Below are 26,317 nucleotides of genomic sequence, written 5' to 3'. Positions count from 1 at the left end.
GATGACGGTTCACCTCTTCGGGATCAGGCATCACGGGCCGGGGTCCGCGCGGGCGTTGGCGGTTGCGCTCGACGAGTTGCGGCCCGACATCGTGCTGATCGAGGGACCGCCCGAGGCCGACAAGATCGTCGCGCTGGCGGGCGATCCGGACATGGTGCCGCCGGTCGCGTTGCTGGCCTATGCGGTGGACGATTCGACGAAGGCGGCGTTCTGGCCGTTCGCGGTGTTCAGTCCCGAGTGGCAGGCGATCCGGCACGCGCTGTCGGCCGGCGTACCGGTGCGGTTTTGCGATCTGCCTGCAGCCTTCCAGTTCGGGTCGCGTGGGGACGGGCGTGGGCTGGCGACGGATCCGCTGGCGACGTTGGCGGCGGCCGGTGGGTACGACGATCCCGAGCGCTGGTGGGACGACGTGATCGAGCACCGGCGGGACGGGGCCGAACCGTTCACGGTGATCGCGGAGGCGATGGGCGAGCTGCGTCGCGACGAGGTGCCGAGTGGGCGGGAAGCGCAGCGCGAGGCGTACATGCGAACCGTGCTGCGTAAGGCGATCAAGGAAGGATTCGAGCGGATCGCGGTGGTCTGCGGCGCCTGGCACGTCCCGGCGCTGACCATACCGTTGCCCCCAGCAACACATGACCAGCGGATCCTGAAGGGCCTGGCCAAGCGGAAGGTCGCGTGCACCTGGGTCCCGTGGACGCACGGCCGTCTCGCCAGCTCCAGCGGGTACGGCGCGGGCGTGACCTCGCCTGGTTGGTACCACCACCTGTTCACCACGCCCGACCAGGTGACGACGCGCTGGCTCACGAAGGTCGCCCAGGTACTGCGGGCCGAGGATCTCCCCGTGTCCAGCGCACACGTGATCGAGGCGGTTCGGCTGGCCGACACCCTCGCGGCGCTCCGGGAACGTCCACTCGCGGGATTGAGCGAGGTCACCGAGGCCACCCGAGCGGTGATGTGCGGCGGGAACGAAGTACTGCTTGATCTTGTGACGAGGGAGGCCGTCGTCGGCGAGTTGCTCGGTGCGGTGCCGAGCGATACTCCGCAAGCGCCCGTGGCGGCGGATCTGGCTGCGCAGGCGCGACGGCTTCGGCTCAAGCGGGACGCGGTCGAGCGGGTGATCGATCTCGATCTGCGCAAGCCGAACGATCTGGAGAAGTCGCACCTGCTGCATCGGCTGCGCATTCTCGGGATCGACTGGGGTCTGCCCACTTCGGATGAGAGGCGGAGTCAGGGGACGTTCCGGGAGATGTGGAAGCTCACTTGGGATCCCGGGCTCGAGGTCGATCTGGTGGCCGCGGGCGCACACGGGACCACGGTGGCCGGAGCCGCGACTTCGGTGATGCTGGGCGTCGCCGCGGAGTCGGCGAATCTTGCCGAGGTGACGGCGGCGCTCGAGCGGTCCCTGCTCGCGGAGTTGGCCGATGCGTTGCCCGAGTTGCTGGCCGGTGTGGACACCCGGGCGGCGAAGGACACCGATGTGGGTCACCTGATGGAGGCCCTTCCCGCGTTGGCCCGCTCCGCGCGGTACGGCGATGTGCGGGGCAGCGACACGGCTGGCCTCGCGTCCGTGGCGGAGCGGATGGTGTCGCGCGTTTGTGTGGGTCTTGCGCGGTTCGTGCATGGGCTGGATCCGGAGGCGGCCGCGGGTGTGCTGCAACTCGTCGACGGGGTGCAGGACGCGACCACTTTGCTGTCGTCCGGCGTACGGGACGAGTGGTTGCGGACGTTGCAGGGGTTGAGCGATCGGTCGTCGGTGCCGCCGTTGATCGCGGGGCGGCTGACCCGGTTGATGCTGGACACGTCGCGGATCGAGGCCGGCGAGGTCGCGTTGCGGCTCGGGCGGGCGCTGTCGCCGGGGACGCCGACGAGTGATGCGGCCGGGTATGTCGAGGGCTTCCTTGCCGGTGGTGGGTTGCTGCTCGTGCATGACGAACGCCTGCTGGCGTTGGTGGATTCCTGGCTGGCCGCGATTCCGGACGAGGCGTTCCTGGAGGTGTTGCCGTTGCTGCGGCGTACTTTCGGCACGTTCGCGTCGCCCGAACGACGCTCGATCGGCGAACGGGCCCGTGCTCTCGGCAACGGAGTACAGGTTGTTGCTGAGGACAATGAGTTGGACGACGAGCTGGCCGCTTCCGTGTTGCCGGTGGTCGCCCAATTGCTGGGGGTGTGATGGTGGACGACGAACGCCTGCGCCGCTGGCGGATGGTGCTAGGCAGCGAAGCCGACCCGGAGACCGGTACGACGCTGTCGACGGCTGACCGATCCGTCGACGCCGCACTGGCCGCCTTGTACGACGCTGAGCCGGGCGAGAGTGGTTCGAAGCGCTCCGCGGGCCTCGGGTCGTCGGCGCCACGGGTTGCACGATGGCTCGGCGACATTCGCGGGTACTTCCCGAGTTCGGTGGTCCAGGTGATGCAACGGGATGCGGTCGAGCGGCTCGGGATCACTCGGATGCTGATGGAACCGGAGTTGTTGAGCGCGGTCGAGCCGGACGTGCACCTAGTCAGCACGTTGCTCGCGCTGAACGAGGTGATGCCGGAAGAGACCAAGCAGACCGCACGTGAGGTCGTCGGCCGGGTGGTTGCGGATCTGGAGAAACGGCTGGCTGAGCGGACCAGGGCTGCTATCACGGGAGCACTGGATCGGGCTGGGCGGACTGCGCGGCCGCGGCATTCGGATATCGACTGGGATCGGACGATCCGGGCCAATCTGAAGCATTTCTCGCCCGCTTTGGGGACGATCGTGCCGGACCGGCTGATCGGGTATGCGCGGCGCAACCACAGTGTGCAACGTGATGTCGTGCTGGCGATCGATCAGTCGGGATCGATGGCCGAATCCGTTGTCTACGCAAGCGTTTTCGGCGCCGTACTGGGGTCGATCCGGACGTTGAAGACGAGCTTGGTGGTGTTCGATACCGCCGTGGTCGATCTGACGTATCAGTTGGAGGACCCGGTGGATGTGCTGTTCGGGACGCAGCTCGGGGGCGGGACGGATATCAATCGGGCGCTGGCCTATTGCGAGTCGCTGGTGGCGCGGCCGGGCGAGACGGTGCTGGTACTGATCAGCGATCTGTACGAGGGCGGGGTGCGGGAGGAATTGTTGCGCCGGGCCCGTTCTTTGGTGGAGTCGGGGGTACAGGTGGTGGCTCTGCTTGCGCTCGCGGATTCGGGGGCGCCGTCGTACGACGCGGACAACGCGGCGGCGCTGGCCGATCTCGGGGTGCCGGCCTTCGCTTGTACGCCGGACCTGTTTCCGGACCTGATGGCGGCTGCGATCCGCCGGGAAGACCTTAACCAGTGGGCTTCTACGAATCTGTCGGACTGATGATCGAGCAAGGAGAGTGACTGGTGTCGAACACGATTGAGCTGACCCGCTTCAAGGTGGCGGCTGAGAAGACCGATGAGCTGCTGGCGGCCCGGGCGGGCATGCTGGCAGACTTCGTGGCGGATCGGGCTGGGTTTCTGGGGGCGCGGCTGGTGCGGCTGCCGGATGGGGAGTGGCTGGACATTGTCGAGTGGGTGAGTGCGGAGGACTTGGCCGCCAGCCGGGCGAAGGGCGGGAACCTGCCGGGCATCGCCCGCTTCTTCGCCGCCATCGACTCCCTGGTGAGCGCCGAGGAGGGAACCCTCGCCGGGAGTTGATGCGCGGGGCTTGACGCTGGTCGGACTGAGCGGGGCTGGGCTGGCGGTCCGGTCGAGGGCCTTAATCGGTGGGCGTCGATGGATTTGTCGGATTGACTGGGCCGGTGGAGATCTCGGAGATCCGGCCGGAGGAATACGACCGAGCCGCGGAACTTTGGGAGGCGTCCGTCCGCGCGACGCATCTGTTTGTCACCGAGGCTGACCTGGATGTCTTCCGGCCTCTCGTGCGGGGAGCGTTCGAGGAGATCCCGCAGCTGATTGGGCTGCGGGATGGTCGTTGTCGGCTGATGGGATTCGCCGGTGCGGCCGACGGCAATCTCGAGATGCTGTTCGTGGATCCGGAGTCGTTCGGCCGTGGCGGCGGCCGGCTGCTGCTCGAGCATTCGATCCGCACGTTCGGCGTACGATCCGTAGACGTCAACGAGCAGAACGTGGGTGCGGTCGGCTTCTACCTCCACCACGGCTTCGAGGTGACCGGCCGCTCCGCCCACGACACCACCGGCAAGCCCTACCCGCTCCTGCACCTCACCCTCACCAACACCTGACCGGCACCGGTTTTCTGCACCTGACCCTCACCGACACCTGACCGGCACCGGTCTCCTGCACCTGACCCTCACCGACACCTGACCGGCACCGGTCTTCTCCCGCACCTCACCCTCACCGACACCCGTCCGGCACCGGTCTCCCGCACTTCTCGCGCTCCGAGTGGGGTGGCGGAATGAGTTGCATGAGCGCCTGGGTTGTTCATCTGGCTGGGGTTGCCTGGCCTGGGTGGGGAGGTGAGGCAGAAGCCGTGGTCGGCGGGACCGTGGGTTGTGGCGATGGGTCATCGCTCCACGGGTCTGGGTAGTCGGCAACCTCGCGGCGTAACTGGTCGACCATGATGTCGAGATTGCCGGTGGAATCCCCGAGTGGGTGGGCGAATCCACCGAGGCGGCGGGTGGCGCCGCCGGGCGGGGTGATCGCCCGTTCGGTCGATGTGGGGCTCCAACCGGTTGGCCAGGCCGCGTGGTCGGCCGGTCCACTGGTTTGGTCGACCGGATGCTCCTTCGCCGCGGCCATCTCCCGGGCCAGGCCCGTGGTGTCGGCGTCCCGCAGCGTGGCTCCGGTGGGCGGCTCGTCGGCCCGGGGGTCTGGATAGTCGGCGGGGTCGCGGCCGGAGCGCGCCCAGGCCGGGGCGGCCGGGGTGGTGGCGCGGCTGGACGATCCGGCGGGTGTGGTGGCCGACCCCGTGCTGCGGGCCGCTGTGGTGCCGGCTCCGGCGTCGAGTGTGGTTGGCCAGGGCTCGGGTGTGATTGGCCTGGCACCTGGTGGAGTGTTAGGCGCAGGCTCGGGTGTGGGCGGCCCGGCACCTGGTGGGGTTTCGGGCGCAGGCTCGGGTGTGGGCGGCCCGGCACCTGGTGGGGTTTCGGGCGAGTCGCCGCTTGACGCCGGGGCGGGTGACCCGGCGGGTGGCGTGTTGGACGGGCTGGTCGCCCAGGGATCCGGCGGCGCGGTCGGAGTTCGGCCCGGGTTGTCGGCCCACGGATCCGGGGAGGTGGGAGTACGGGTTGGTGTGGGGGTGGCCCAGTCGGGGCGGGACAGCACCGGGCGACCGTTGACCATCTCGATGGTCCAGTGGCCGTGGTGCACGTCGATGTGGTGGGCCTTGCAGAGCAGGACCAGGTTGTCGACGCGGGTCGGGCCGCCTTCGGCCCAGTGGATGATGTGGTGGGCCTCGCACATCGCCGGTGGAGCGCCGCACACCACGCAGCCCTTGTCGCGGGCGTTCAACGCACGCCGCATCGCCCGGTTGACGAACCGTTCCTCGGTGCCCACATCCAGGGGCTCGGAGTTGGCGCCGAGGACGAGCGGGATGATCCCGGCATCGCAGGCCAGCCGGCGGATCGCGGCCGCCGACAGGGTCCCGCCGTGGGCCAGGTCACCGGTGCCGGTGCCGGCGAGCAGATCGGCCAGCGAGATGGTGACGGTGATGTGGGGCCTGATGCCGCCGTGGGCCGGGGCGACACCGGTCGCGGCCGCGGTGTGCAGGATGTCGGTGAAGCCGTCGGCCTGGAGTTTCCCGCGGCTGCGCGGGTCCCGCTGCCCGTCGGGGGTCTTGTGGGGCTTGGAGTTGGCGAACACCATCGTCTGCAGCAACTCCGCGTTGTCACCGGCCAGGAACCCGCCGAACTTGATGCCGTCGTCGGTCCGCTTCAACCAGAGCCGCTCGTTCGCCGCGGCGCGCTTCTCGGCCGGTTCGGGGCCGTCGGTGTCGAGCCGGTTGCGGACCTCCCGGCCGAGCTTGCGCAGCTCGCCGGGCGGCAACACCTGGGCGGCCTTCACCATCTGTTCCTCGGCGAACCGCAGAGACTCGGCCGAGACCCGCGCCGAAGACGGGATCTTCTCCAGCGCATCGACGATCACCGCCGCCTGCCCCGGATGCAGCACCGACGGCCCATCCCGCTCCGCGTCCGCCGCACCGTCCACGTCTGCCACCCCGATCGCATCGGCCGCCGCCTGCCCGGCCCGCTCGGCCTCCGCCTCCGCGTCCGTGGCCGTCTCCGCATTGGCCGCGGTTTCCTCAGCTGGCGCAGGGCTTTCGGCGTCGGTCGGCGTGGTGGTGGGGTCGGTGTGGAGGGCGGTGGACACGGCAGGGTATTTCGGGAGGGCGTGGGCGAGTTTGAGGTCTCGGCGGACATCGGTGGGGTCGAGGCGGTGGCGGATGGCGATCAGGTTGACCGTGTCGCGGGCGCCGATTTCGGTGGCGTAGCCGTCGGTGTCCAACGCGGCCAAGAGTTCGAGGCGGCGGGTGGACAGGCGGGTGAGGTCGGCCTGCAGTGTGTCGAGGGCCGTCAGCTTGTCGCTGCCGGTCATCGACCACACGGGCCGTTCGTACCACCTGTCCATGCGAAAAGCCTAGATGATGCCGCCGACACTTTGTGGGGCCGGAAAGCCCTTGTGGATAAGGGGTTTCGCGATGAGTCGAGTTCGTCGAGTTGTCCACAGGTGTCCCCAGGGTGTGGGCAACCTGGGGGCTGTTAGTCGGCGAGTTCGAGGATGTCTATTTCGGTGCCGGGGTCGGCTTCGGCGAAGCGGAGGGCCCAGCGGATGGCGTCGGCCTTCGTGTCGACGCGGATGATGGAGAGGCCGGCGACGAGTTCTTTGGTCTCGGTGAAGGGGCCGTCGGTGACGCGGGGATTGCTGTCCTGGAAGGTGATCCGGGCGCCGCGGGAGCTCGGCATCAGGCCTTCGGCGGTGAGCAGTACGCCGGCCTGGCGCATCTCCTCCAGCACCTCGTCGGCGCGGGCGAGCATCTCGGGGTCGGGTGGGTTCCCGGCTTCGAGGTTCTCGTTGGTCTTGTGCAGCAGCATGTACCGCATCGGCTCATCCTCCGGTCGCTCAGCCACGGACTCCCGTGCTGTCCACCTCTGCTCCGACCGTAACGGATCCAGGCCCCGCCGTAGGGGATTCCGGCCCGGCTGTAGCGGATCCCGGCGCGGGTCTGGGGCTGGTGGTGGCGGATTAGGTGAGAGTGGGGGCAGGGATCAGGTCGGCTCGTTGGAGGGCGGGCCAGAAGGTGGCGGGGATGGGGTGGGACAGGTACTCGGCGACTTCGGTGATTTCGGTGGGGGTGCGGGCGCCGACGATGACGGCTGGTACGGCGGGGTGGATGAGGGGGAACTGTACGGCGGCGGCCAGCAGCGGTACGCCGTACTGGGTGCAGATGGTGCGGAGGGCTTCCACTCGGCCGGTGGGGGCTGGTGGGAGTGGGGGATAGCCGGGGGACGTGAGCGCGCCGCCTTGGAAGACGCCGGCGGCTAGGAGGGCGATGCCGCGGTCGTGGCAGAGCGGGAGCAGATCGGTTGCGGCGGATTGGTCAAGCAAGGTGTAGCGCCCGGCCAGGAGGATGCAGTCGGGGCCGGGTGGGGCGGTTTCGCGGATAAAGCGGGCGGCGACGTCGGCGTGGTTGACGCCGAGGGAAAGGGCTCGGATGGTGCCGCGGTCGCGGAGTTCGATCAGGGCTCGGAGGGTGGCAGTCGAGGCGGTGGCGAAGTCCAGTTCGGGGTCGTGGATGTGGAGGACGTCGATGCGGTCGATTCCGAGCCGGGCGAGGCTGTCTTCGAAGGAGCGCATCACGGCGGCGTACGAGTAATCCAGTCGTGGACCGACTCCGGCTGGTGGGTCGGCCCAGATCGGTTGCAGGTCCGGGCCGTCGCGCTCGATCAGTCGGCCGACCTTGGTGCAGAGGACGTACTCGTCCCGTGGCCGGCCGCGGAGGGCGAGGCCGGCGCGCTGCTCGGATCGTCCGTAGCCGTAGACCGGGGCGGTGTCGAAGAGGCGGATGCCCAGCTCCCAGGCTCGGTCGATGGTCGCGATGGCCTGGCCATCCGGTACGGCCGTGAACATGCCGCCGAGCGAGGCCAGCCCCAGTCCGAGTCGGCTGATCCGCAATCCCGTCCGCCCCAGCGCCACTGTCTCCACGCCCGGGAGAGTAGAAGATCGCACCGACAGTTTTCAGCGCCAGGTGATCGGGCCGAGGTTGTAGAACTGGTTGTACCGCGGGGCGGGGTTGTCGAAGATCTGGATTTCCAGGCCGTACGGCGGCTCTTCGTAGCTGATCATGCGAACGGGCCGGGACGCGGACGAGACCTCGAAATGGCAGACGACCCAGGTCGCGCCCTTGTGGTCGAAGGTGTCGGGGGACGAGACGTTCTCGGGGCAGGACGGGATGTCGCCGCCGAGGAGGACCAGGTCGGGGTTCTGACCGTTGCGGCGGAGGCCGTCGAAGGCCGGTTTGACGATGCTGGACATGTCGTTGCCGCTCTCGTTGGTGATCACGATCCGGGAGTAGTACGCGGTGCGGCCCTTCAGCCGGGCGCGGCTGGCGGCGTCGTAGTTGCCCTCCAGTTGGGTGGCGGGTACGCGCTGGATCGGGCCGACGGTGATGCCGAGGACGCCCACGGTGTAGTCGTGCGTGAACGAGTCGTAGTCGCGGATCGGAACGATGGCTTTGCGTCCGAACCGGAGCCGGGCGCCGGGGCTGGTCTGGCCCTTTGCGACGAGGACCGGTCCGGTGGGAGTGGTCGCGGTCGGCACCGGCCGCGGAGTCGGCTTCGGCTGCGGGGTCGGCTTCGGCGTAGTTATGGCTGGGCCCGACGGCGTGGCCGACGGCGAGGGGGTGTCCGACGGGGTGGTGGCGCCGGCCGGGGGTGCGGAATCGGAATCCGGGGCCGATCCGCCACACCCGGCCGAACCCAGTGCGACCACCACGATCGCGGCGACGAGCGCAGCCCTCCTCATATGCCCGAGGCTAGGGGCCTGATCTGGGGCCTCGTGGGACCTGACAGGAAGCTGCCAGCGGCCCGGGGCCCGACGCGACCCACCCGCGCAGAGCGTGGCCGGCGTATGTCAGCGGCCCGGAGCTCTGGCGTGTCTCCTGCCCACGCTGGAGGATGGCTGGCGTCGGCGTCTGGAAAGGGGCGGAGATGGGCGAGATCGCGGATCGGTACCGGCGGCGGGCGGAGGCGTTCGAACAGAAGGTCGCGGCGACCAAAGCGGACCAGTGGGAGAACCAGTCACCGTGCGAGAAGTGGACCGCGCGGGACGTCGTGGACCACATCGTGACGATGCACGGGGTCATGGTCATGCCGCTCGGGCGTTCGCTCGACCCAGAGGCGTCTGTGCAGGCCGACCCGCTGGACGCGTTCCAGCGAGCGCGTGCCGCGGTCGAAGAGGTGCTCGCGGACGAGCAGTTGGCCGCGCAACAGGTCGACACCCCCGGCGGGAAGATGACGGTCGCCGACCACATCGATCAGGTGGTCAGCGACGACCTGGTGCTGCACGGCTGGGATCTCGCCCGCGCGACCGGGCAGGACGAGGCGATGGACTCGGCCGATGTGGAGCGGTTGTGGCGCAGTACTACGTCCGTTCCGGCCGCGGTGATGGAGCAGTACCGGACGCCCGACGCGTTCGGGCCAGGTATCGAGGTGTTCGGGCCTGAGGTCTCCGTTCCCGAGGACGCTCCGCTGCAGGACCGGTTGCTCGGCTTCATCGGGCGCGATCCGCGCGCAGGCTGAGCAGCTAATTCAGAGGAATTTGGCGAGGGCGTCAGGGGCGTAGTACGCCTTACTGTCCTGGCAGAGCGGTGCTGCCGTCAGTTGGGTGGCGAGTTCGGTGCCGGATTCGGCCAGCAGCGCATCACCTCGGGCGATCGCCGGCGCCAGGTACTCGCTGCCCGGGAGGTCGGCGACGACGGTCCGGCAGCCCAGCGTCATGCCCTCGAAGAGAGCAGTGGTGGAGACCCCCACCTGGTAGGTCGCCGAGGCGAGCAGGTCGAGGGTCGGCTCCGCGGAACCGGTCGACAGCCGAACCCTGCTGGAAGACGGGATGACGTAATCATCTGAGTGCTCGCTCGGATGCAGCCGATAGATGACATCCAGCTCGGGACGGGCGGCGGACAGCTCCAGCGCGAAGGAGAGCAGCCGCGGCCCGATGGTGCCCTGGGACAGGAACACCACTCGCTGCGGATCCTTCGCCTCGGCCTCCGCAGGCGTCAGCCGGTCTATGAACGGAGCACCGACGACCTCGGTCCGCATCCCCGCGGGCAGTTCGACGACGTCGGTCCAGTACGAGCCGAAGCACCAGAGTTCGTCGGGCTGGTCCGCGACGACGGGGCGGCCCGGGTAGCTGTAGCCGAGGTGGTACGGGCTGATCGCGCCGTGCTGGAGTTCGACCACCCGGACCCCGAGATCGCGAGCCGCGCCGACGATGTGCTGGTGGAAGTACGCGACCACGGCGTACACGGTCTTGATCTTGTGGCGGCGGAGCAGCGCCCGGTAGATCGTTCGCAGCCGGACATGTTTGGGGATCTCGCGAGCTACGAGCGCGCCGATCGGCACCTTGACGCCGGTCAGGGCCTCCAGAGCGTCCGCGATGGTCGAGCTGCGGCCGTCGGCCGAGCGGCTGTGCACTGCGCCGGCGGCCGAGGTGAAGAAGTCCAGGTTGCGGCTGCCCGGGAGCGGGGTGCCGTTGATCCCGGAGTCGAGCACCAGCGCGGACGAGCCCAATTCGGCGCGGAGCCGGTCGGTGTAGATCTCGACGCCGCCGGGTTTGCGCGGATGCGGGATCACCAGCGCGTCGTACGAGCCGGGGGCCAGGAACGGGTTCCTGCCGACGACACCGGCGACGTGCTTGCCGACCAGGCGGGCCTTGTCGGAGCGGGTCCGGCGGACCGGATGCGGGTTGCCGTGGATGCCGCTGCGTTTGGTCAGCTCATGGAAGACGCGCATCCGGATGATCGGCCACGGGTGGGCTCCCTGGATCCGCCAGCTCAGCAGATCCAGTTCCTTCTCCACCTGCCAGATCGCCTGGCACAGCGTCGCCACCGTCTGGTCGGTGCCGTTCCCGGTACTCGTCATGGTTGATCCCTACTATGCCCGCCAGGGTTCCGATGCCCGAGAAGAACCGGCGGACGGCCTTCAGCAGATAGGTCTTCCGCACGAGCACCAGACCGCCGAGGCCGTACGCGAAGGCCGACGCGATCCGCGCCAGAGCATAGGCCAGTGCCTTCAGCTTGCTGGCCACCCCCGGCTCGATCAGCACCCGGCTGATGCTGTCACCGCTGCCGGACCGGAACGCGCGCCGGAACAACCAGCGCAATGTGGTCCGCGACGCCGGCACTTCCTCCTGGATCACGGCCTCCTCGCACCACACGATCCGGAACCCGGCCCGGTGTACCCGCAGAAAGAAGTGCAGGTCGCTCGAACCGGTGTAGCGGAACGCGGGATGGAAGGCCGGTGTGACCGCGTGGTAGACGCGCTGCGCGACCAGGGTGTTGTTCGTGTAGGCCTTGTTCAGTACGTCGCCCGTCGCGTGCTTGCCGGTCGAGTCGTGGACGTCGCTGTACCGGTTCCAGGCCGGTGCGTCGGGCGGCAGGATCCCCTGGACCGGCCCGGTCACCACATCCGCGCCGGTCGTCTCCCACGCGGTGAGCAGGGTCGCGAGCCAGCCGGGTGGGGCCACCTCGTCGTCGTCCACGAAGATCAGCGCGTCGTCGTCCCAGGCCAGCTGCACCGACTTCTCCCGGGCGAACGGGATGCCCGGTTCCGGCTCGACCGCCGAATCGACCGGATACGGCCCGACCTCGGCCGCGGCCGCGATCACCTCGGCCGCCGATCCCTCGGCGTCGTTGTCCACCACCACGATCCGGACTGCGTACTCGCCGTCCGCGGGCAGCTCCTGAGCCTGCAGGCTGCCCAGCAGCTCCGCCAGCAGCTCGGGCCGCCGGAACGTGATCACGGCGATGGCGACGGTGGTGCTCATGCCGACCGAGACTAGCCGCCCGGCGGCAGCCGAAGCCATTCGGCTGTACCTCTCGGTACAATCGGTGGGGTGGAGACAGCGGAACGATTGATCCGGAGCACGCAGCAGCTGCTCTGGGAGCGTGGCTACGTCGGCACCAGTCCGAAAGCCATCCAGGCGGCGGCCGAAGCCGGCCAGGGCAGCATGTACCACCATTTCAGCGGCAAGGCGGAGCTGGCAAAGGCAGCGATCGAGCGGTCAGGCGCCGAGTTGCGGGCCGCCGTCGAGGAGCAGTTCGCCGGCCCCGGTACCGCGACCGACCGGATCACCCGCTACCTCGAACGCGACCGCGAAGTCCTCAAGGGCTGCCGAATCGGCCGGCTGACCGCCGATCCGGAGGTGATGGCCGATCCCGTACTGCGCGCGCCAGTCGCCGACCTGTTCCGCTGGCTTCGCGACCGCCTCGCCGAGATCATTGCCGAGGGCAAGCGGTCCGGTGAGTATCCGGATCGGCTGGACCCGGAACAGACGGCGGCCACCATCGCCGCAGTACTGCAGGGTGGTTACGTTCTCGCCCGGGCGGCCGCGGACGAGGAGCCGTTCGAGCAGGCCGTGCAAGGAATGATCGAGCTACTGCGAGGGGTGGCCCGATGAGGATCGGTGCCGTGTTCCCGCAACTGGAGATCGGCAGCGACCCCGCGGTGATCAGGGCCTGGGCGGAGACCGTGGAGGCAGCCGGCTACACGCACGTGCTGGCCTATGACCACGTCCTCGGCGCGAGCCCGGCGAAACGGCCGGGCTGGACCGGATACACCGACAAGTCCTTGTTTCATGAGGTTTTCGTCCTCTTCGGCTACCTGGCCGCGATCACCATCGAGCTCGAGCTGGTGACCGGCGTCCTGGTGCTGCCGCAGCGGCAGACAGCTCTGGTTGCGAAGCAGGCCGCCGAGGTGGACGTGCTCAGTGGCGGCCGGCTCCGGCTCGGTGTCGGCATCGGCTGGAACGAGGTCGAGTACCAGGCTCTCGGGGTGCCGTTCGAGCGGCGTGGGCCGCGGCTGACCGAGCAGGTCGACGTACTCCGCAAGCTCTGGGCCGAGCCGGTGATCTCGTACGACGGACGGTTCCACGAGATCGAGGAGGCCGGGCTCAATCCGTTGTCCGGACGGCAGATCCCGATCTGGTTCGGCGGCAGTGCCGAGGCCGTCCTGCGGCGGACCGGCCGGATCGGCGACGGCTGGATGCCGCAGAGTCCGCCGAACGAGGAGGCACGGGCACGACTGGAGCGGGTGCGCGCGTATGCCGTCGAGGCGGGCCGCGATCCGGCCGGGATCGGCTTCGAGGCTCGACTGAGCCTCGGGTCTGTCCCGGAGCGCGACTGGCCTGCGTTCGTCCAGGGCTGGCGCGAACTCGGCGCCACGCATGCGTGCGTCAACACGATGGGGATGGGCCTGCGGACCCCGGCCGACCACGCCGCCGTACTGCGCGATGTCCTGACGCTGCTGAAGAACGGCTGACTAGCCAGAACGCCTGGAGAGTCAGGTGGTGTGGTTGCCGGCAGGTTTCGGTGGGGTGTGGGCGGTTGAGCCTCGCACGACCAGTTTGCAGGGGAGCTGGCGGATCGTGGTTTCGGCCGTGGGGTCGGCGATGCGGTTGCGGAGCAGGTCGATACCGGCTTCGACGATGGCGTGGATGGGCTGGTCGACCGTGGTCAGGTCGAACGCCTCCCAGGACGCGAGGTCCGTGTTGTCGAAGCCGACCACCCAAAGGTCGTCGGGAACCCGGACCCCTCGAGCTCTCGCGCCGTCCAGCACACCGAAGGCGAGCAGGTCGGTGATGGTGTAGATCGCAGTCGGTGGCTTCGCCCGGGAGAGCAGTTTCTGTGCGGCCGCGTGACCGTCGGCGTGCCGGACATTCGTGGTGATGACGTTGCGCGGCTTGAGGGTTACGCCGGCGTCGGCGAGGGCGGCCCGGAAGCCGAGGTCACGATCGCGCGAGCTGTTCCCGGTGTGTTCCAGCGTGACCAGGCCGATGTCGCGATGCCCTGCCTCGACCAGGTAGCGCCCGGCGTCGTACGCGCCCTGCCAGTTGTCTCCGACGACCTGGTCGCAGTCGAAGTCGTCGATACCGCGGTGCAGCAGCACGGTCGGCGCCCCGGAGGCGACCGCGGCCGTGTGCAGCTTGGAGTCGTAGGTGGCCGACGTGAGCAGGAAGCCGTCGACCAGGCGCTGCTGGAGCATCTCGGCGACCGACTCGTCCGGGTCGTGCTCGATGTTCCACAGGATCATGTGCAGGCCGGCGGCGCTGAGCAGCCGGCCGATCTCGTCCAGCAGTTCGGCGTGGAACGGGCTGGTCACCCGGGTCATGAACACGCCGATGGTGTCGGTCCGGCCGGTCTTCATCGCCCGGGCCAGCGCGTTCGGCGTGTAGTTGGTCTCGGCCAGTACCTGGAGCACGCGGGCGCGGGTGTCCGGGCTGACCCGGGGGTGATTGGTCAGCACCCGCGACACGGTCGCCTGGGACACGCCCGCCAGCCGGGCCAGATCCCTGCTGGTCGGTGGTCGCTCACCCATTCCCCGCCTCCTCCCCGAACGCCTGCAAGACAGAGACTCTCACGCTTCGCCGTTGACCTCGCCAACGCGCTTGTGTATACGTATTCATAGCCCAGATCTCCCGCCGAAGCCAGTCAACCCGCCGATGCCGGTGGGCTGGTCCCGCACGCCCTCGGGCCGGGAGGTACGGACTGCGCAGGCCATCTCGACACGACGCGGATGGGAGATTCCGGTGCAGACAATCCCCTCAGATCCCAGTTCCCCAATGCTCAACCGACAACCAACGCTCAGCCGGCGGAGGGTGCTCGCCGGGCTGACCGGGCTCGCCGCGGGCGGGCTGCTGGCCGGCTGTGGTGGAGGCGGTGAGCAGGCGGGCGGCAAGAACGGCCTGACGTTCCTGAACTGGGCGCAGGTCAAGGGCACCCCACTCGAGCAGGCGATCCAGGCGCACGAGAAGGCGGCCGGGACGACCGTCACCGTGCAGCCCGCGGTCACCCAGGAGTACGACACCAAGATGCGCACCCTGCTGGCCGGTGGCAGCCCACCGGACGTGATGCGGATCAACGACGACTTCGTCCGCGGCTTCTCCGAGCAGGGCGCGCTGCTCGACCTGCGTTCGTACATCGAGAAGGACGGGCTCGACACCGGCCAGTTCGCCAAGGAGGTGTACGAGTTCCCGAAGCAGACGGACGGGTCGCACACCGCCTGGGTGATCGGCTACGAACCACGGCTGGTCTTCTACAACGTCGACCTGTTCAAGGAGGCCGGCGTACCGCTGCCGCCGACCACGTGGTCCGGGACCGACTGGACCTGGGACGCGTTCGCCGACCGGGCGAAGAAGCTGACCGTCCCCGGCAAGCGCTGGGGTGCGCTGGTCTACCTCGACACCGGCTACGAGCAGACCTTCACCGTCAACCACGGCAGCCAGACCGGGATCTTCTCGCCCGACGGCAACCAATTCACCCTGGCCGGGGAGAAGGAGATCGAGGCGCTGCAGTGGGCCACCGACCTGACCTGCAAGGAGAAGGTCCAGCCGCCCTGGTCGATGCTGCAGCAGGACAACGCGGAGACGCAAATGTTTGCCCAAGGCAAGCTCGCGATGATGTACGCGACGTTCGGCACCGTGCCTTATCTCCGTACGACGATCAAGGACTTCACCTGGGACGTCGCTCCGCCGCCGGCCGATGTCGAGCAACGGACCGAGTCGAGCGTGATCGTCTTCTGCATCCCGAAGGCGGCGAAGAACCCGGACCAGGCGTGGGCGCTGCTCAAGTACCTCTCCAGCGAGGAGGGCGGCCGGATCCTCTTGCAGGGTGGCGCGCTGACCCCGATCAACAACAGGGCCGCGGCCGCGCTGGCCCCGAATGGGAAGATGCCCGAGCACATCGGTCTGTTCGGTGAGGCGTCCAAACACCTGACCGCGACCAACCAGACCAAGAACACGCTCGGCGCCCGGGAGCTGTACCGGCCCGCCCTGGACCAGGCCTACAACTGCGAGAAGCCGGTCGGTGAGGTCCTGCAGCAGATCAAGCCGCAGGTGGAGACCGCCTTGAAGGGTTGATGTCCATGGCAACCATCAGCTCGATTCCGCCGACCCGCCAACAGCAGCCCGCGCCGAAGTACGGACGGGCGGAGGCGATCGCCGAGGCCCGCCGTGCACGCCGGAAACAGAACCTGGTCGGCTGGTTGTTCATCAGCCCGATCGTGGTCGGTGTGGTGGCCTTCCAGTTCTTCCCGATCCTGGTCTCGATGGCCGCGTCGCTGACCAGCTGGAACGGTATCTCGGCGCCGAAGTTCGTCGGGTTGAAGAACTTCACCGACCTGTTCTCCAACGACCCGTTGTTCCTGCAGACGTTCAAGAACACCATCTACTTCACCCTCGCCAGCATCCCGCTGACGATCGGCGTCGGGCTGATCCTGGCCCTGCTGTGTGCGCGGCCGATCCGGGGTGTCGCGTTCTTCCGGACCGCGTACTTCGCGCCGTACGTGACCAATGTTGTCGCGATCGGGTTCGTCTGGTTCTGGTTCTTCCAGCCCGACAACGGGGTCGTCAACGGACTGCTCAGCCAGGTCGGCGTGACCGGGCCGCAGTGGTTGTCGAGTTCGTCCTGGGCCATGCCGGCGGTGATCCTCGTGAGCGTCTGGCAAGGCATCGGGTACCCGATGATCATCCTGCTCGCGGGTCTGCAGGGCCTGCCCGCGGAGTACTTCGAGTCGGCCCGGATCGACGGCGCCGGATCGTGGTCGCGGCTGCGCTACATCACGTTGCCGCTGCTGACACCGCACTTCCTGTTCCTGCTGATCACCCAGTTCATCACGTCGTTCCAGGTGTTCGGCCTGATCTACGTGATGACCAAGGGCGGGCCGGGGCATGCGACCAGCGTCTACATCTTCAACATCTACCAGAACGCGTTCAGCTTCGGGAAGGTCGGCTACGCCTCGGCGATGGCGTGGATCCTGTTCGCGGTGATCGCGGCCGTCACCTATCTGCAGTGGAAGCTGCAGAAGAGGTGGGTGTTCTACTCATGAGGCTGGCGACGCGGACTTCGCAGTACGTGGTGATGATCTTGTTCGCGGTGGCCTTCCTGGCGCCGCTGGTGTGGATGGTCAGCGCGTCGCTCCGGCCGGAGGCGCAGGTGCTGTCGGTGCCGCCGAAGTTCCTGCCGACCGATCCGCAGTGGGACAACTACCGGCAGATCTTCGAGCTGATCCCGGTGTTCCTGTGGAACAGCGTGAAACTGGCCGGGCTGAACGTGATCGGCATCCTGGTCGTCGCGTCGATGGCCGGATACGCCTTCGCCCGATTGCGATTCGCAGGGCGGGACATCGCGTTCATGGTGCTGCTGGCGACCTCGATCATCCCGGGCATCGCGTACCTGATCCCGCAGTACATCGTGTTCCGGCACATCGGCTGGGTGGACACGCAGTACCCGTTGTGGGTGCCGAAGGTGCTGACGCCGGTGTTCGCGACGTTCCTGATGCGGCAGTCGTTCCTGACCATCCCGCAGGAACTTGAGGACGCCGGCAAGATCGACGGCGCGTCCACCTTCGGCATCTACTGGCGGATCATGCTGCCGCAGACCAAACCGGCGCTGGCCGCGATCGGGGTGTTCACCTTCCTGGAGTCGTGGAACGACCTGTTCGGGCCGCTGATCTACATCAACTCCGAGAACCTGCAGACGCTGCCGGTGGCGCTGGCGCAGTTCCAGGGCGAGTACTTCACCCAGATCAGTCTGCTGATGTGCGGTGCGACGGTGTCCGTCGTACCGGTGATCGCTGTCTTCCTCTTCGCACAACGCTATTTCATCCAGGGCATCACCATGACAGGAATGAAGGGGTGAGCACCTTGCCGGATCGGCTGGTGGCCATGCAGATCGGAGCGGTTTCGTTCGTCGACGAAGGTGTCGACCAGACGTTGGACATCCTGGCCGAACGCGGCGCGGTGAACGCGTTGTTCCTGGCCACCCCGACGTGGACCCGGGGCACCGGAGGACGCCAGATCCCTGGGTACAAGATCCCGGACCACGGCGGGACGGAGTACGACCTGGGCTGGGTCGGCGGGAACTACGCGACCCCACACCCGCAGTACTACGGGAACACGGCGCTGGGCGCTGTCGGCCGGGCGCCTGAGCATCCGGAGCGCGACCTGCTGGAGGAGGTGATCCCGAAGGCGCGTGAGCGGGGGATGCAGAACTTCGCCTGGATGGAGGAGTCGGGTGGCGCCCGGGAGCTGAGGCGGTACCCGAACTTCGCCAAGGTGCTGGAAGTGGACGCGTGGTCGCGCCCAGGTCGCCGGCCGTGCTTCAACAATCCGGACTACCGCAACTGGCATCTCGGCTTCGTCGAGGACTACGTGCAGAGCTATGAACTGGACGGGCTCGCCTGGTGTTCGGAGCGGCCGGGACCACTCAACCTGCTGATGCAGGGGCCGGTTGAGGTCGCCGAGATCGGGTGCTTCTGCCCGCATTGCCAGCAGCTCGGCCGGGCTCGCGGTATCGACGTGGCCCGCGCGCAGCAGGGGTACCGCGAGTTGGTGGAGTGGAACCATCGGGTCGGCGCCGGGGAACGTCCGGTGGACGGCGCGTTCGTGACGTTCTGGCGGATCCTGCTGAACTTCCCCGAAGTACTGGCCTGGCAGACGTTGTGGACGGAGAGCCAGCGGCAGTTGTACCGCGACATCTACGGCGTCGCGAAGGCGATCTCGCCGCAGGTCCAGGTCGGCTGGCACGTGTATCACAACATCTCGTTCAGCCCGTTCTACCGGGCGGACCAGGACTACACCGAGATGGCGAAGTTCTCCGACTTCATCAAGGTGGTGATCTACAACAACTGCGCCGGGCCGCGGTTCTACACCTGGGTGAAGAACATCTGCTCCGCACTGTTCGGGGACGCCGAGCCGGATGACATCTACCCGTTGATGATGAAGCTGCTGCAGCTGGACGAGGGCACGTACGAGAAGCTGCCGCAGACCGGGTTCACCGCCGACTACGTCCGACGCGAGACCGCTCGCGCCGTGGCTGGTGTCGACGGCCAGAGCAAGATCTACCCGGGGATCGACATCGACATCCCGGTCGGCCGTCCGCGGGAACGACTCGAGCCGGCCAGGGATGTCGGGAAGGTCAACTGGGACGACAACGAGGGCGATCTGACCACGTGTACGCCGGGCAGCGTCCGGGATGCGGTGCTGGCCGCTTTCGAGGGCGGCGCGGAGGGTGTCGTACTGAGCCGCAAGTACTCGGAGATGATGCTGGACAACCTGTCCGGCGCCGGTGACGCGATGAGGAGTCTTGCCGGATGACGGCCGCTTGGTATCGACGGACGCTGCGTTGGGCACAGACCAATCTGACCGAGAAGGACCCGGCCCGGTACGACGCGGACTGGTGGCGCGACCAGTGGCGCCGGACCAGGGTGCAGGGCGTCATCGTCAATGCGGGCGGGATCGTCGCGTACTACCCGAGCAAGTTTCCGCTGCAGCATCGGGCTGCCTTCCTGGAAGACCGCGATCTGTACGGCGAGATCGTGGCGGCGGCTCGTTCGGAGGGGCTGGTGGTGCTCGCGCGGATGGACTCGAACCGCGCGCACCAGTCCTTCTACGACGCGCACCCCGACTGGTTCGCGATCGATGCCGAGGGCAACCCCTATCGAGCCGGCGAGCTGTACGTCGCATGCGTCAATTCGCCTTATTACAAGGAATTTCTACCCACTGTGCTCGAGGAGATCATCGAGCGGAGCGCACCGGAGGGCATCACCGACAACAGCTGGAGCGGTCTCGATCGGGACCACATCTGCTACTGCGAACACTGCCGCCGAGGCTTCACCGAGGATCTTCCGAAGCGGGCGGACTGGGCGGACCCGGCGTACCGGCGGTGGATCCTGTGGAGTTACCAGACCCGGCTGGCGGTCTGGGATCTCAACAACTCGGTGACCCGGCGCGTGGGCGGTCCAGATTGCTTGTGGATCGGCATGAACGGCGGTGAGGTCGTTGCGCAGAGCAAACGGTTGCGGGATGACGTGGAGATCTGCCGGCGCGCGTCGATCTTCCTGCTCGACTCGCAGTGGCGGCACGACGAGACCGGGTTCCAGGCGAACGCGGACAGCGGGAAACGGCTGCACGGCCTGCTCGGGTGGGACACGTTGATCCCGGAGAGCACGGCCATGTACGACGCGGGCACGCCGACATTCCGGCTCGGGAGCAAGCCGGAGCCGGAGGCGCGGATGTGGGCCGTCGAGGGGTTCGCGGGCGGTATCCAGCCGTGGTGGCACCACATCGGCTCGGTACACGAGGACCGGCGGCAGTACGCGACGGCCGAGCCGTTGTTCCGCTGGCACTCGGAGCACGAGTCCTACTTGATCGATCGTGAACCGGTTGCGACTGTCGGGTTGCTTTGGAGTCAGCGCAGCGTGGACTTCCATGGCAAGGACCGGCCGGAGACGGCGATGCTGCCTTACCGGGGATTCGTGGACGCGTTGATCCGTGCGCGGATCCCGTATGTGCCCGTGCATGCGGACCATGTCGCTGAGTCTGCCTGCGCGGTGATCGTGGTGCCGAACGTTGGTGTGCTGACCGATTCGCAGTGTGCGGCGTTGCGGGCGTTTGCGTCTGGTGGCCGTGGTTTGGTGGTGACCGGCGAGTCGAGCCTGTACGACGAATGGGGTGATCGGCGGGCCGACTTCGCGCTCGCCGACCTGCTCGGCGTACACCACACCGGCGAGCGACGCGGTGTCACCGGGAGCGCGGCCAGCTGGGAGACGTTCGACGGTCACAGCTACCTGCGGATCGAGGATCGCGCGATCGCCGACGGGTTGGGGGACACCGACCTGGTGCCGTTCGGCGGTCAGCTTCAGGTGGTCCGGTCGGATCGGGCGGCCCTGACCTTCGTACCGCCGTTCCCGATCTACCCGCCGGAGAAGTCCTGGATGGTCGAACCGCGGACGGACGTACCGGCGCTCGTGCTGCGGGACCGGACCGCGTACCTCGCCGCCGACCTGGACAGGCTCTACGCGAGCTATCACCACCCGGACCACGGTCGGGTGCTGGCCAACCTGGTCCGCTGGGCCGCTGCCGGGGAGATTCCGTTGGAGGTGGCCGGGACCGGCGTTCTGGACTGCCAGCTCTATCGGCAGGGTGACGCGCTCATCGTGCACCTGGTCAACCTCGATCAGGGCGGCGCGTGGCGGGGGCGATTGGAGGAACTCACGCCGGTCGGGCCGTTCACTGTCCGGGTCAAGGGCACTGGTCGCGCGGCCGCGTTCCTGGTCGGTGGTGGGGAGGTCGAGGTGAGCTCCACGGACGGCTGGACTACGGTCGAAGTAGGCCGGATCACCGACCACGAAGTCGTGGTCATCTCGTAGCGAGGAGTCAGCTGTGGCAGTCGAGGTCACCGGACCGATGAACGAGCGGTACGACGAGATCCTGACCGAGCAGGCGCTCGAGCTGATCGGGTTACTGCACCGGGAGCTGAATCCGCGCCGGCTGGAGTTGCTCGACCGGCGCCGGGCCCGGGTCGCCGAGATCGCGGCCGGTGCGGATCTGGGGTTCCTGGCCGAGACTGCCGCAGTACGGGATGATCCGAACTGGCGGGTGGCATCGGCCGCGCCGGGGCTGGTGGACCGGCGGGTGGAGATCACCGGGCCGACCGACCGGAAGATGACGATCAACGCGCTGAACTCGGGCGCGAAGGTGTGGCTGGCCGACCACGAGGACGCGAACACCCCGCTGTGGGAGAACGTGATCGGCGGCCAGCTCAACCTGCTCGACGCGATCACCCGGAAGATCGACTTCACCAGCGAGGCGGGCAAGTCGTACGAGCTGAAGCCCGACGAGGAGCTGGCCACGATCGTGGTCCGGCCGCGCGGCTGGCACCTGCCGGAGAAGCACCTCCTGGTCGACGGCGCACCGACCTCGGGTTCGCTGGTCGACTTCGCGCTGTATCTCGTGGCCTGTGGACGACTGCAGCTCGATCGCGTTCAGGGCCCGTACTTCTACCTGCCGAAGATGGAGTCGCACCTGGAGGCGCGGCTCTGGAACGACGCGTTCGTGCTGGCCCAGGACTTCCTCGGCATCCCGCGCGGCACGATCCGGGCGACCGTGCTGATCGAGACGTTCCCGGCGGCGTTCGAGATGGAGGAGATCCTGTACGAGCTGCGCGAGCACTCGGCCGGGCTGAACGCGGGCCGCTGGGACTTCATGTTCAGCGTGATCAAGACGTTCCGGACCAGGGGTAAGGCCTTCCAGCTGCCCGACCGGAACAGCGTCACCATGACGGTCCCGTTCATGCGCGCGTACACGGAGTTGCTGGTCCGCACCTGCCACAAACGCGGCGCCCACGCGATCGGCGGGATGGCCGCGTTCATCCCGAGCAAGGACCCGGCCGTCAACGAGCAGGCCTTCGCCAAGGTCGAGGCGGACAAGCGCCGCGAGGCGGGCGACGGGTTCGACGGCTCGTGGGTCGCGCACCCGGGGATGGTCGAGACCTGCCGCAAGGTCTTCGACGAGGTGCTCGGCTCTGCCCCGAACCAGCTCGACCGGCTCCGGGAAGAGGTCTCGGTCACCGCCGCCGACCTCCTCGACATCGGGTCGACGCCGGGCCAGGTCACCGAGGCCGGTCTCCGCAACAACGTCAGCGTGGCGATCCAGTACCTCGCCGCCTGGCTCGAGGGAACCGGTGCCGTCGGCATCTTCAACCTGATGGAGGACGCCGCCACCGCCGAGATCTCCCGCTCGCAGATCTGGCAGTGGATCCACAACGACGTCACCCTCGACACCGGCAAACCCGTCACCGCTTCCCTTGTCACCCAGATCGCTGACGAGGAGATCACCAACCTCGGCGACGACCCGAAGCGCTTTGAAGCCGCTCGCGAACTCTTCCTCGAGGTAGCCATCGCCGACGATTACGCCGACTTCCTGACGCTCCCCGCCTACGACCGCATGCCCTGAGGATCACCGCTGCCTGGTGCGTGACGGCCGATGACCGGCACGCCTAGGCTGCGACCATGGCCGAAATTGTGCTGCGGATCCGACTCGTGAGCGGCGATCACCTGGACGTCAGGTACGAGGAACCCGACATCGCCAGCGACGACGAGGTCGTCGATCACGCCGTCGCAGCCCTCGCCGGCAACGACGGCATGCTCCGCTGCCTACACGGCGGCCGCCTCCTGGTCCTCTACGCCCGAGGCGTCTCCGCCGTAGAAATAGCCCCCCGAGGAGCGGTCCTCTAACCGCTGGGTGGTTGGGGCACGGTGCGGTTGTCGGTGGTGATGGTGCCGTTGTCGGCCAGGTTTATGGTGCGGTCGCCGATGACCGCGTTGCTTCGCCAGCTGTGGACGTAGTTCATCCATTCGTCGTCCTGCAGCGACGCGAGCAGCAGGTTCAGCGTGCAGTTGTCGTCATTTTGACCATCCGAGACGGCTTGGCCCAGCTGATTGAAGACCGGGCCGCTTGGATATCTGGTGCAGATCGTCTGCAGGTCGGTTGCGGTCCGGATGCCGAGCCGCCGGAGATTGGCTCGCGCTGCCGGAGATGTGTGTTTCCCGTTGGCTGTGGGACCGGCGACGTGCAGGTAGAGGATGGCTTGATCCACCCAGTCGACCAGGCGGGCCGCGGGGATCCGGGTTTCCAGCAGCAGGTCGATGAAGTCGTGGTGCGCCAGTGCTTCGATGTTGGCGACGCCTTCGTCCAGGAGCCGCGCACGGTCGTACAGGTCTATGCCTTCAAGATCATGCAGCGGGAGCGGTTCGTCGAGGGGCTTGAGGTAGGTGCCGATCGTGGGCCCGCGGTAGATCTCGCGCAGGAAGGTCAGCACGGTTTCCGGCACGATGCCGATCAGGAACGCCACGACCAGGATCCAGTCGTTCTGGCCGGGCGCGATGGCATCGACCAGCCAGCCGAGGATGACGACCACCAGGATCCGGACGGTGATCGTGGTGTAGGCCTTCGGCCGGAGGTCGCCCCGGGCATAACGCCGGAGAATGAGGTTGATCGCGAAGAAGTAGGCGCCGAGGAAACCGAAGGCCACGGCGTTCTGTTGCGGAACGAACAGTGCGGCGACCTCGGCCGGCGTGTTCGGGTCGTCCAGTTCGCCGACGGGTAGCAGGGTGATGACCCAGCCGAGCGCGAGGGCGATAGTGGCGACCACGATCGGCCAGCGCCGCTGTCGTTCCAGCCGGGTCTCGGTCCGGTCGCCGCCGTGGCCGTAGGTTTCCTCGATCTGCTTGCCGTAGCGGGTGTAAGCGTCGGCGAGCGTGTCGACGTTCGGGTCGAGGCGAAAGATCTGCTGTTCGAAGCGATCCCGAAGAGTGCTGAGGCGTTGCCGGTCGAACAGGAAGAAAAGCAGTCCCGGTACCAGGCAGGCGAGACTCACGAAGCTGACCTGAAGCAACCGGCCCAGGTCCGCCAGCGAAGTACCTGCAAACAAACCCTCGACGCTGTACCGCCAGGCAACGGCAGCGGGGACGCCGACACTGATCAGGATGACGAGGAAGAGCGTCGCGAACTGTCCCGCCTGCCGGGCGACGGCCGGACCGCCGATCAGCGCCACGACCAGCGCCATGGCGAAGAGCAACACGTAGATACCGGCGACGATGCCCCAGACCAACCCCTGGCGGATCGGATTCGCATCGGCAACGTAGATGGCCACGAGGAAAGCAATTCCCGCCGCTCCGCCGGCGGGCTGCAGGATCCATTCCACATCACGCTTGCGAGAAGGCTCCACGGCGACGAGGATCTCGCGATCGAAGAGCTGCTGAAGGGGCCACCGGGCCGCATCCGGCTGCGTCCGCTTCTCGAGTGGGGCGAAGACAAACGCCTCGTCCTTGGCATTGACCAACCGCAAGCGATCAGCAGTGCAATTACGAACCTTCGTCTCGTCAACCTCCCCGTCCTTCGAGGCCGCCTCGTCCTCCCCGGTCGATCCGCCCTTCGATTCGTCGTCGGACGTCGAGTCGTCGTCGGCCATCGAGCACCTCCGCTGCTGTGACTGTCGGGAGGCCCCCCTCCACGCGTTGGCTGCAGCGTGCAGCCTGTCGCCCACACTGTCAACGGTCGGATACTCAGTGCAGCGGCTCCGCCCAGTAGCGCCCGTCGTCTTCCATCAGCAGTACGCCTTCGCCCTTTCCCAATGGGCGAACCACCTGACCGGTCAGCCCGAGTACGGCGGCCTCGTTGGTCGGGCTGTGTCCCACGACGAGCGCGCGGCCGCCGTCCGGCAGTGCGTCCACAACCCCTCGCAACACCTGGCCGAGGAGCGACGACTCCTTCTCGACCAGATCTGGATCGACGGCCCGGATGGCTTCGAGATCTGCCCCCTTCCCCGCCGCCTTGGCTGATTCCCGCCAGCGATCCTCGACCGAGGACCGCAGGCCGATCACCTCCGTGACAGGAACGTCGTCCTGGCCGGCGGCTCGACGGAAGATGTCCAGCGCCTCGGTGGCGCGCGCCGCGCCGGTCGAGATGAACGCCGCGTACGGCGGATGCAGTTCATTGCGGCTGATCGCCTCGGCGTCCGCGATGCCCTGCGGGGTGAGGTGATCACCTTCGTTGTCGGTGTGCCGACGTAGTTCGGCGTACCTCATGGGGTCGCTCCTGTCGGGGTGGGTGGGACGAAGGATGCGAAGGGGCTGGTGTGGAACCAGGTTTGGAACTGGTGGGTGAGGTGGGGTGGGCCGATCAGCTGGAGGCGGGTGGTGCGGATCGCGGCGGGGTAGGTCAGGCGCTTCAGGTGCAGGTCGATGAGGGTCATCGAGTCGGTACGGCAGACGATGTCCTCGGTGTAGCCGCTGGAGCGGGTGCAGAGTTCCGGTTGTGGGCGGCGCAGCAGCAGCCAGTAGGCGTCCGCCGGGCGATCGGTCAGCTCGAACCGGATCACCGTCGTCTCCGCGGGGATCCGGTCGAGGTCGATGAGCTTCAGGGTTGCCCAGAGGATGTAGGCGGGGTCGACGTGACGAGACTCGATCTCGAGCCACTGGGCACCCCACTGACCCATCGCGTTCAGGACCGCTCGCAACGCCAGGCCCATCTCGGTCAGCTCGTACGTCACGCCACGGCCGGATGGTTTCACCGTTCGGACCAGCACCCTGTGTCGCTCCAGGGCCTCGAGACGTTGGGCAAGCAGGGCAGTCGAGATTCCCGGCGCTCCCTGCCGGATCTCGTTGAAGGTGTGGCAGCCATTCAGCAGGTTGCGGACGATGATCGGCGTCCAGCGCTCCGCCAGTAGCTCGGAGCTCCTGGCGATCGGGCAGAACTGGCCGTAATCCCGCACTCTGTCAGCGTCCGCCCGCAGGCGACCGTTGGCAACTTCAGATTTTGATGTTGCCCAGCCGCGGTTTCGGCGCGACCTTGAGACCGGC

At 67.7% G+C, this 26,317-nt stretch carries 24 protein-coding genes; 14 read left to right on the top strand and 10 right to left on the bottom strand.

The window, feature by feature from the left end; genetic code table 11:
- Position 1 precedes the first annotated feature (1 nt).
- From EV643_RS10860 to EV643_RS10845, 4 genes are all read left to right on the top strand, one after another.
- Positions 2 to 2,170 carry a DUF5682 family protein gene (locus EV643_RS10860; RefSeq protein WP_133799884.1) on the top strand — a complete coding sequence of 723 codons (2,169 nt, stop codon included), beginning with the start codon at positions 2 to 4 and terminating at the stop codon, positions 2,168 to 2,170.
- Entirely contained in the window at positions 2,170 to 3,324 is a 1,155-nt protein-coding gene (locus tag EV643_RS10855; RefSeq protein WP_133799883.1) for a VWA domain-containing protein, read from the top strand. The genes EV643_RS10860 and EV643_RS10855 overlap by 1 nt, the downstream gene beginning before the upstream one ends.
- Positions 3,325 to 3,347: 23 nt before the next feature.
- The gene (locus EV643_RS10850) at positions 3,348 to 3,641 is read left to right on the top strand and encodes an antibiotic biosynthesis monooxygenase (protein ID WP_133799882.1); all 294 of its coding nucleotides are present in this window, start codon (positions 3,348 to 3,350) and stop codon (positions 3,639 to 3,641) included.
- Positions 3,642 to 3,745: 104 nt separating this feature from the next.
- On the top strand, positions 3,746 to 4,186 hold the full coding sequence (locus tag EV643_RS10845; RefSeq protein ID WP_133799881.1) for a GNAT family N-acetyltransferase: 441 nt from the start codon (positions 3,746 to 3,748) through the stop codon (positions 4,184 to 4,186).
- 199 nt (positions 4,187 to 4,385) lie between these two features.
- Here EV643_RS10845 and EV643_RS10840 read toward each other — a convergent pair whose 3' ends face one another.
- The 4 genes from EV643_RS10840 to EV643_RS46660 all read right to left on the bottom strand — a co-directional run bounded on the left by EV643_RS10840 (position 4,386) and on the right by EV643_RS46660 (position 8,924).
- Positions 4,386 to 6,530, bottom strand: a complete 2,145-nt coding sequence (locus EV643_RS10840; RefSeq protein ID WP_133799880.1) for an HNH endonuclease signature motif containing protein — start codon at positions 6,528 to 6,530, stop codon at positions 4,386 to 4,388.
- 131 nt (positions 6,531 to 6,661) lie between these two features.
- Positions 6,662 to 7,003 (bottom strand): YciI family protein, encoded by a 342-nt coding sequence (locus EV643_RS10835; protein ID WP_133799879.1) that lies wholly within the window; start codon positions 7,001 to 7,003, stop codon positions 6,662 to 6,664.
- A gap of 142 nt (positions 7,004 to 7,145) precedes the next feature.
- A complete protein-coding gene (locus EV643_RS10830; RefSeq protein ID WP_202869505.1) occupies positions 7,146 to 8,105 on the bottom strand; it encodes an aldo/keto reductase in 960 nt (319 codons plus the stop codon).
- 33 nt (positions 8,106 to 8,138) lie between these two features.
- On the bottom strand, positions 8,139 to 8,924 hold the full coding sequence (locus EV643_RS46660; protein WP_133799878.1) for a hypothetical protein: 786 nt from the start codon (positions 8,922 to 8,924) through the stop codon (positions 8,139 to 8,141).
- A 185-nt stretch (positions 8,925 to 9,109) separates the two neighbouring features.
- Between EV643_RS46660 and EV643_RS10820 the strand changes: the two genes are divergently transcribed.
- Positions 9,110 to 9,700: a TIGR03086 family metal-binding protein gene (locus EV643_RS10820; RefSeq protein ID WP_133799877.1), complete on the top strand. Its 591-nt coding sequence runs from the start codon at positions 9,110 to 9,112 to the stop codon at positions 9,698 to 9,700.
- 9 nt (positions 9,701 to 9,709) lie between these two features.
- Here EV643_RS10820 and EV643_RS10815 read toward each other — a convergent pair whose 3' ends face one another.
- Both EV643_RS10815 and EV643_RS10810 read right to left on the bottom strand, forming a co-directional pair.
- Entirely contained in the window at positions 9,710 to 10,912 is a 1,203-nt protein-coding gene (locus EV643_RS10815; RefSeq protein ID WP_133800051.1) for a hypothetical protein, read from the bottom strand.
- Entirely contained in the window at positions 10,896 to 11,945 is a 1,050-nt protein-coding gene (locus tag EV643_RS10810) for a glycosyltransferase family 2 protein (RefSeq protein ID WP_133799876.1), read from the bottom strand. Before EV643_RS10810 ends, EV643_RS10815 begins: the two co-directional genes overlap by 17 nt.
- Before the next feature lie 69 nt (positions 11,946 to 12,014).
- On the opposite strand from EV643_RS10810, the gene EV643_RS10805 reads away from it, so the two are divergent.
- Positions 12,015 to 12,578, top strand: coding sequence for a TetR/AcrR family transcriptional regulator (locus EV643_RS10805; protein WP_133799875.1), 564 nt, complete (start codon positions 12,015 to 12,017; stop codon positions 12,576 to 12,578).
- Entirely contained in the window at positions 12,575 to 13,438 is an 864-nt protein-coding gene (locus tag EV643_RS10800) for an LLM class F420-dependent oxidoreductase (RefSeq protein ID WP_133799874.1), read from the top strand. Before EV643_RS10805 ends, EV643_RS10800 begins: the two co-directional genes overlap by 4 nt.
- 21 nt (positions 13,439 to 13,459) lie before the next feature.
- Here EV643_RS10800 and EV643_RS10795 read toward each other — a convergent pair whose 3' ends face one another.
- Complete coding sequence (locus tag EV643_RS10795) at positions 13,460 to 14,494, bottom strand: LacI family DNA-binding transcriptional regulator (RefSeq protein WP_133799873.1); 1,035 nt, start codon at positions 14,492 to 14,494, stop codon at positions 13,460 to 13,462.
- Positions 14,495 to 14,738: 244 nt separating this feature from the next.
- Here EV643_RS10795 and EV643_RS10790 point away from each other — a divergent pair, with 244 nt between their 5' ends.
- The 7 genes from EV643_RS10790 to EV643_RS10760 are packed head-to-tail and all read left to right on the top strand — an operon-like array spanning position 14,739 to position 23,191.
- Positions 14,739 to 16,034 carry an ABC transporter substrate-binding protein gene (locus EV643_RS10790; RefSeq protein WP_166665401.1) on the top strand — a complete coding sequence of 432 codons (1,296 nt, stop codon included), beginning with the start codon at positions 14,739 to 14,741 and terminating at the stop codon, positions 16,032 to 16,034.
- A gap of 5 nt (positions 16,035 to 16,039) precedes the next feature.
- The gene (locus EV643_RS10785; RefSeq protein WP_133799871.1) at positions 16,040 to 17,002 is read left to right on the top strand and encodes a carbohydrate ABC transporter permease; all 963 of its coding nucleotides are present in this window, start codon (positions 16,040 to 16,042) and stop codon (positions 17,000 to 17,002) included.
- Positions 16,999 to 17,814: a carbohydrate ABC transporter permease gene (locus EV643_RS10780; protein WP_133799870.1), complete on the top strand. Its 816-nt coding sequence runs from the start codon at positions 16,999 to 17,001 to the stop codon at positions 17,812 to 17,814. The genes EV643_RS10785 and EV643_RS10780 overlap by 4 nt, the downstream gene beginning before the upstream one ends.
- The gene (locus EV643_RS10775; RefSeq protein ID WP_133799869.1) at positions 17,811 to 19,271 is read left to right on the top strand and encodes a glycoside hydrolase family protein; all 1,461 of its coding nucleotides are present in this window, start codon (positions 17,811 to 17,813) and stop codon (positions 19,269 to 19,271) included. The genes EV643_RS10780 and EV643_RS10775 overlap by 4 nt, the downstream gene beginning before the upstream one ends.
- Complete coding sequence (locus EV643_RS10770) at positions 19,268 to 21,325, top strand: alpha-amylase family protein (protein ID WP_133799868.1); 2,058 nt, start codon at positions 19,268 to 19,270, stop codon at positions 21,323 to 21,325. Before EV643_RS10775 ends, EV643_RS10770 begins: the two co-directional genes overlap by 4 nt.
- A gap of 13 nt (positions 21,326 to 21,338) precedes the next feature.
- A complete protein-coding gene (gene aceB / locus EV643_RS10765) occupies positions 21,339 to 22,910 on the top strand; it encodes a malate synthase A (protein WP_133799867.1) in 1,572 nt (523 codons plus the stop codon).
- A gap of 56 nt (positions 22,911 to 22,966) precedes the next feature.
- The gene (locus EV643_RS10760) at positions 22,967 to 23,191 is read left to right on the top strand and encodes a hypothetical protein (RefSeq protein WP_133799866.1); all 225 of its coding nucleotides are present in this window, start codon (positions 22,967 to 22,969) and stop codon (positions 23,189 to 23,191) included.
- On the opposite strand, the gene EV643_RS10755 is transcribed toward EV643_RS10760, so the two are convergent.
- The 3 genes from EV643_RS10755 to EV643_RS10745 form a co-directional block, all read right to left on the bottom strand.
- The gene (locus EV643_RS10755) at positions 23,188 to 24,927 is read right to left on the bottom strand and encodes a hypothetical protein (protein ID WP_133799865.1); all 1,740 of its coding nucleotides are present in this window, start codon (positions 24,925 to 24,927) and stop codon (positions 23,188 to 23,190) included. The genes EV643_RS10760 and EV643_RS10755 overlap by 4 nt on opposite strands.
- Before the next feature lie 94 nt (positions 24,928 to 25,021).
- Positions 25,022 to 25,543 carry a hypothetical protein gene (locus EV643_RS10750; RefSeq protein ID WP_133799864.1) on the bottom strand — a complete coding sequence of 174 codons (522 nt, stop codon included), beginning with the start codon at positions 25,541 to 25,543 and terminating at the stop codon, positions 25,022 to 25,024.
- Positions 25,540 to 26,229 carry a winged helix-turn-helix transcriptional regulator gene (locus tag EV643_RS10745; protein ID WP_166665400.1) on the bottom strand — a complete coding sequence of 230 codons (690 nt, stop codon included), beginning with the start codon at positions 26,227 to 26,229 and terminating at the stop codon, positions 25,540 to 25,542. The genes EV643_RS10750 and EV643_RS10745 overlap by 4 nt, the downstream gene beginning before the upstream one ends.
- Between the last annotated feature and the right edge of the window lie 88 nt (positions 26,230 to 26,317).

It is taken from the genome of Kribbella caucasensis (assembly GCF_004361855.1).
In the GTDB taxonomy this organism is placed as follows: Bacteria; Actinomycetota; Actinomycetes; order Propionibacteriales; family Kribbellaceae; genus Kribbella; species Kribbella caucasensis.
The sequence above is the reverse complement of the archived record's forward strand: the minus strand, read 5'-3'. Positions and strand labels throughout refer to the sequence as shown.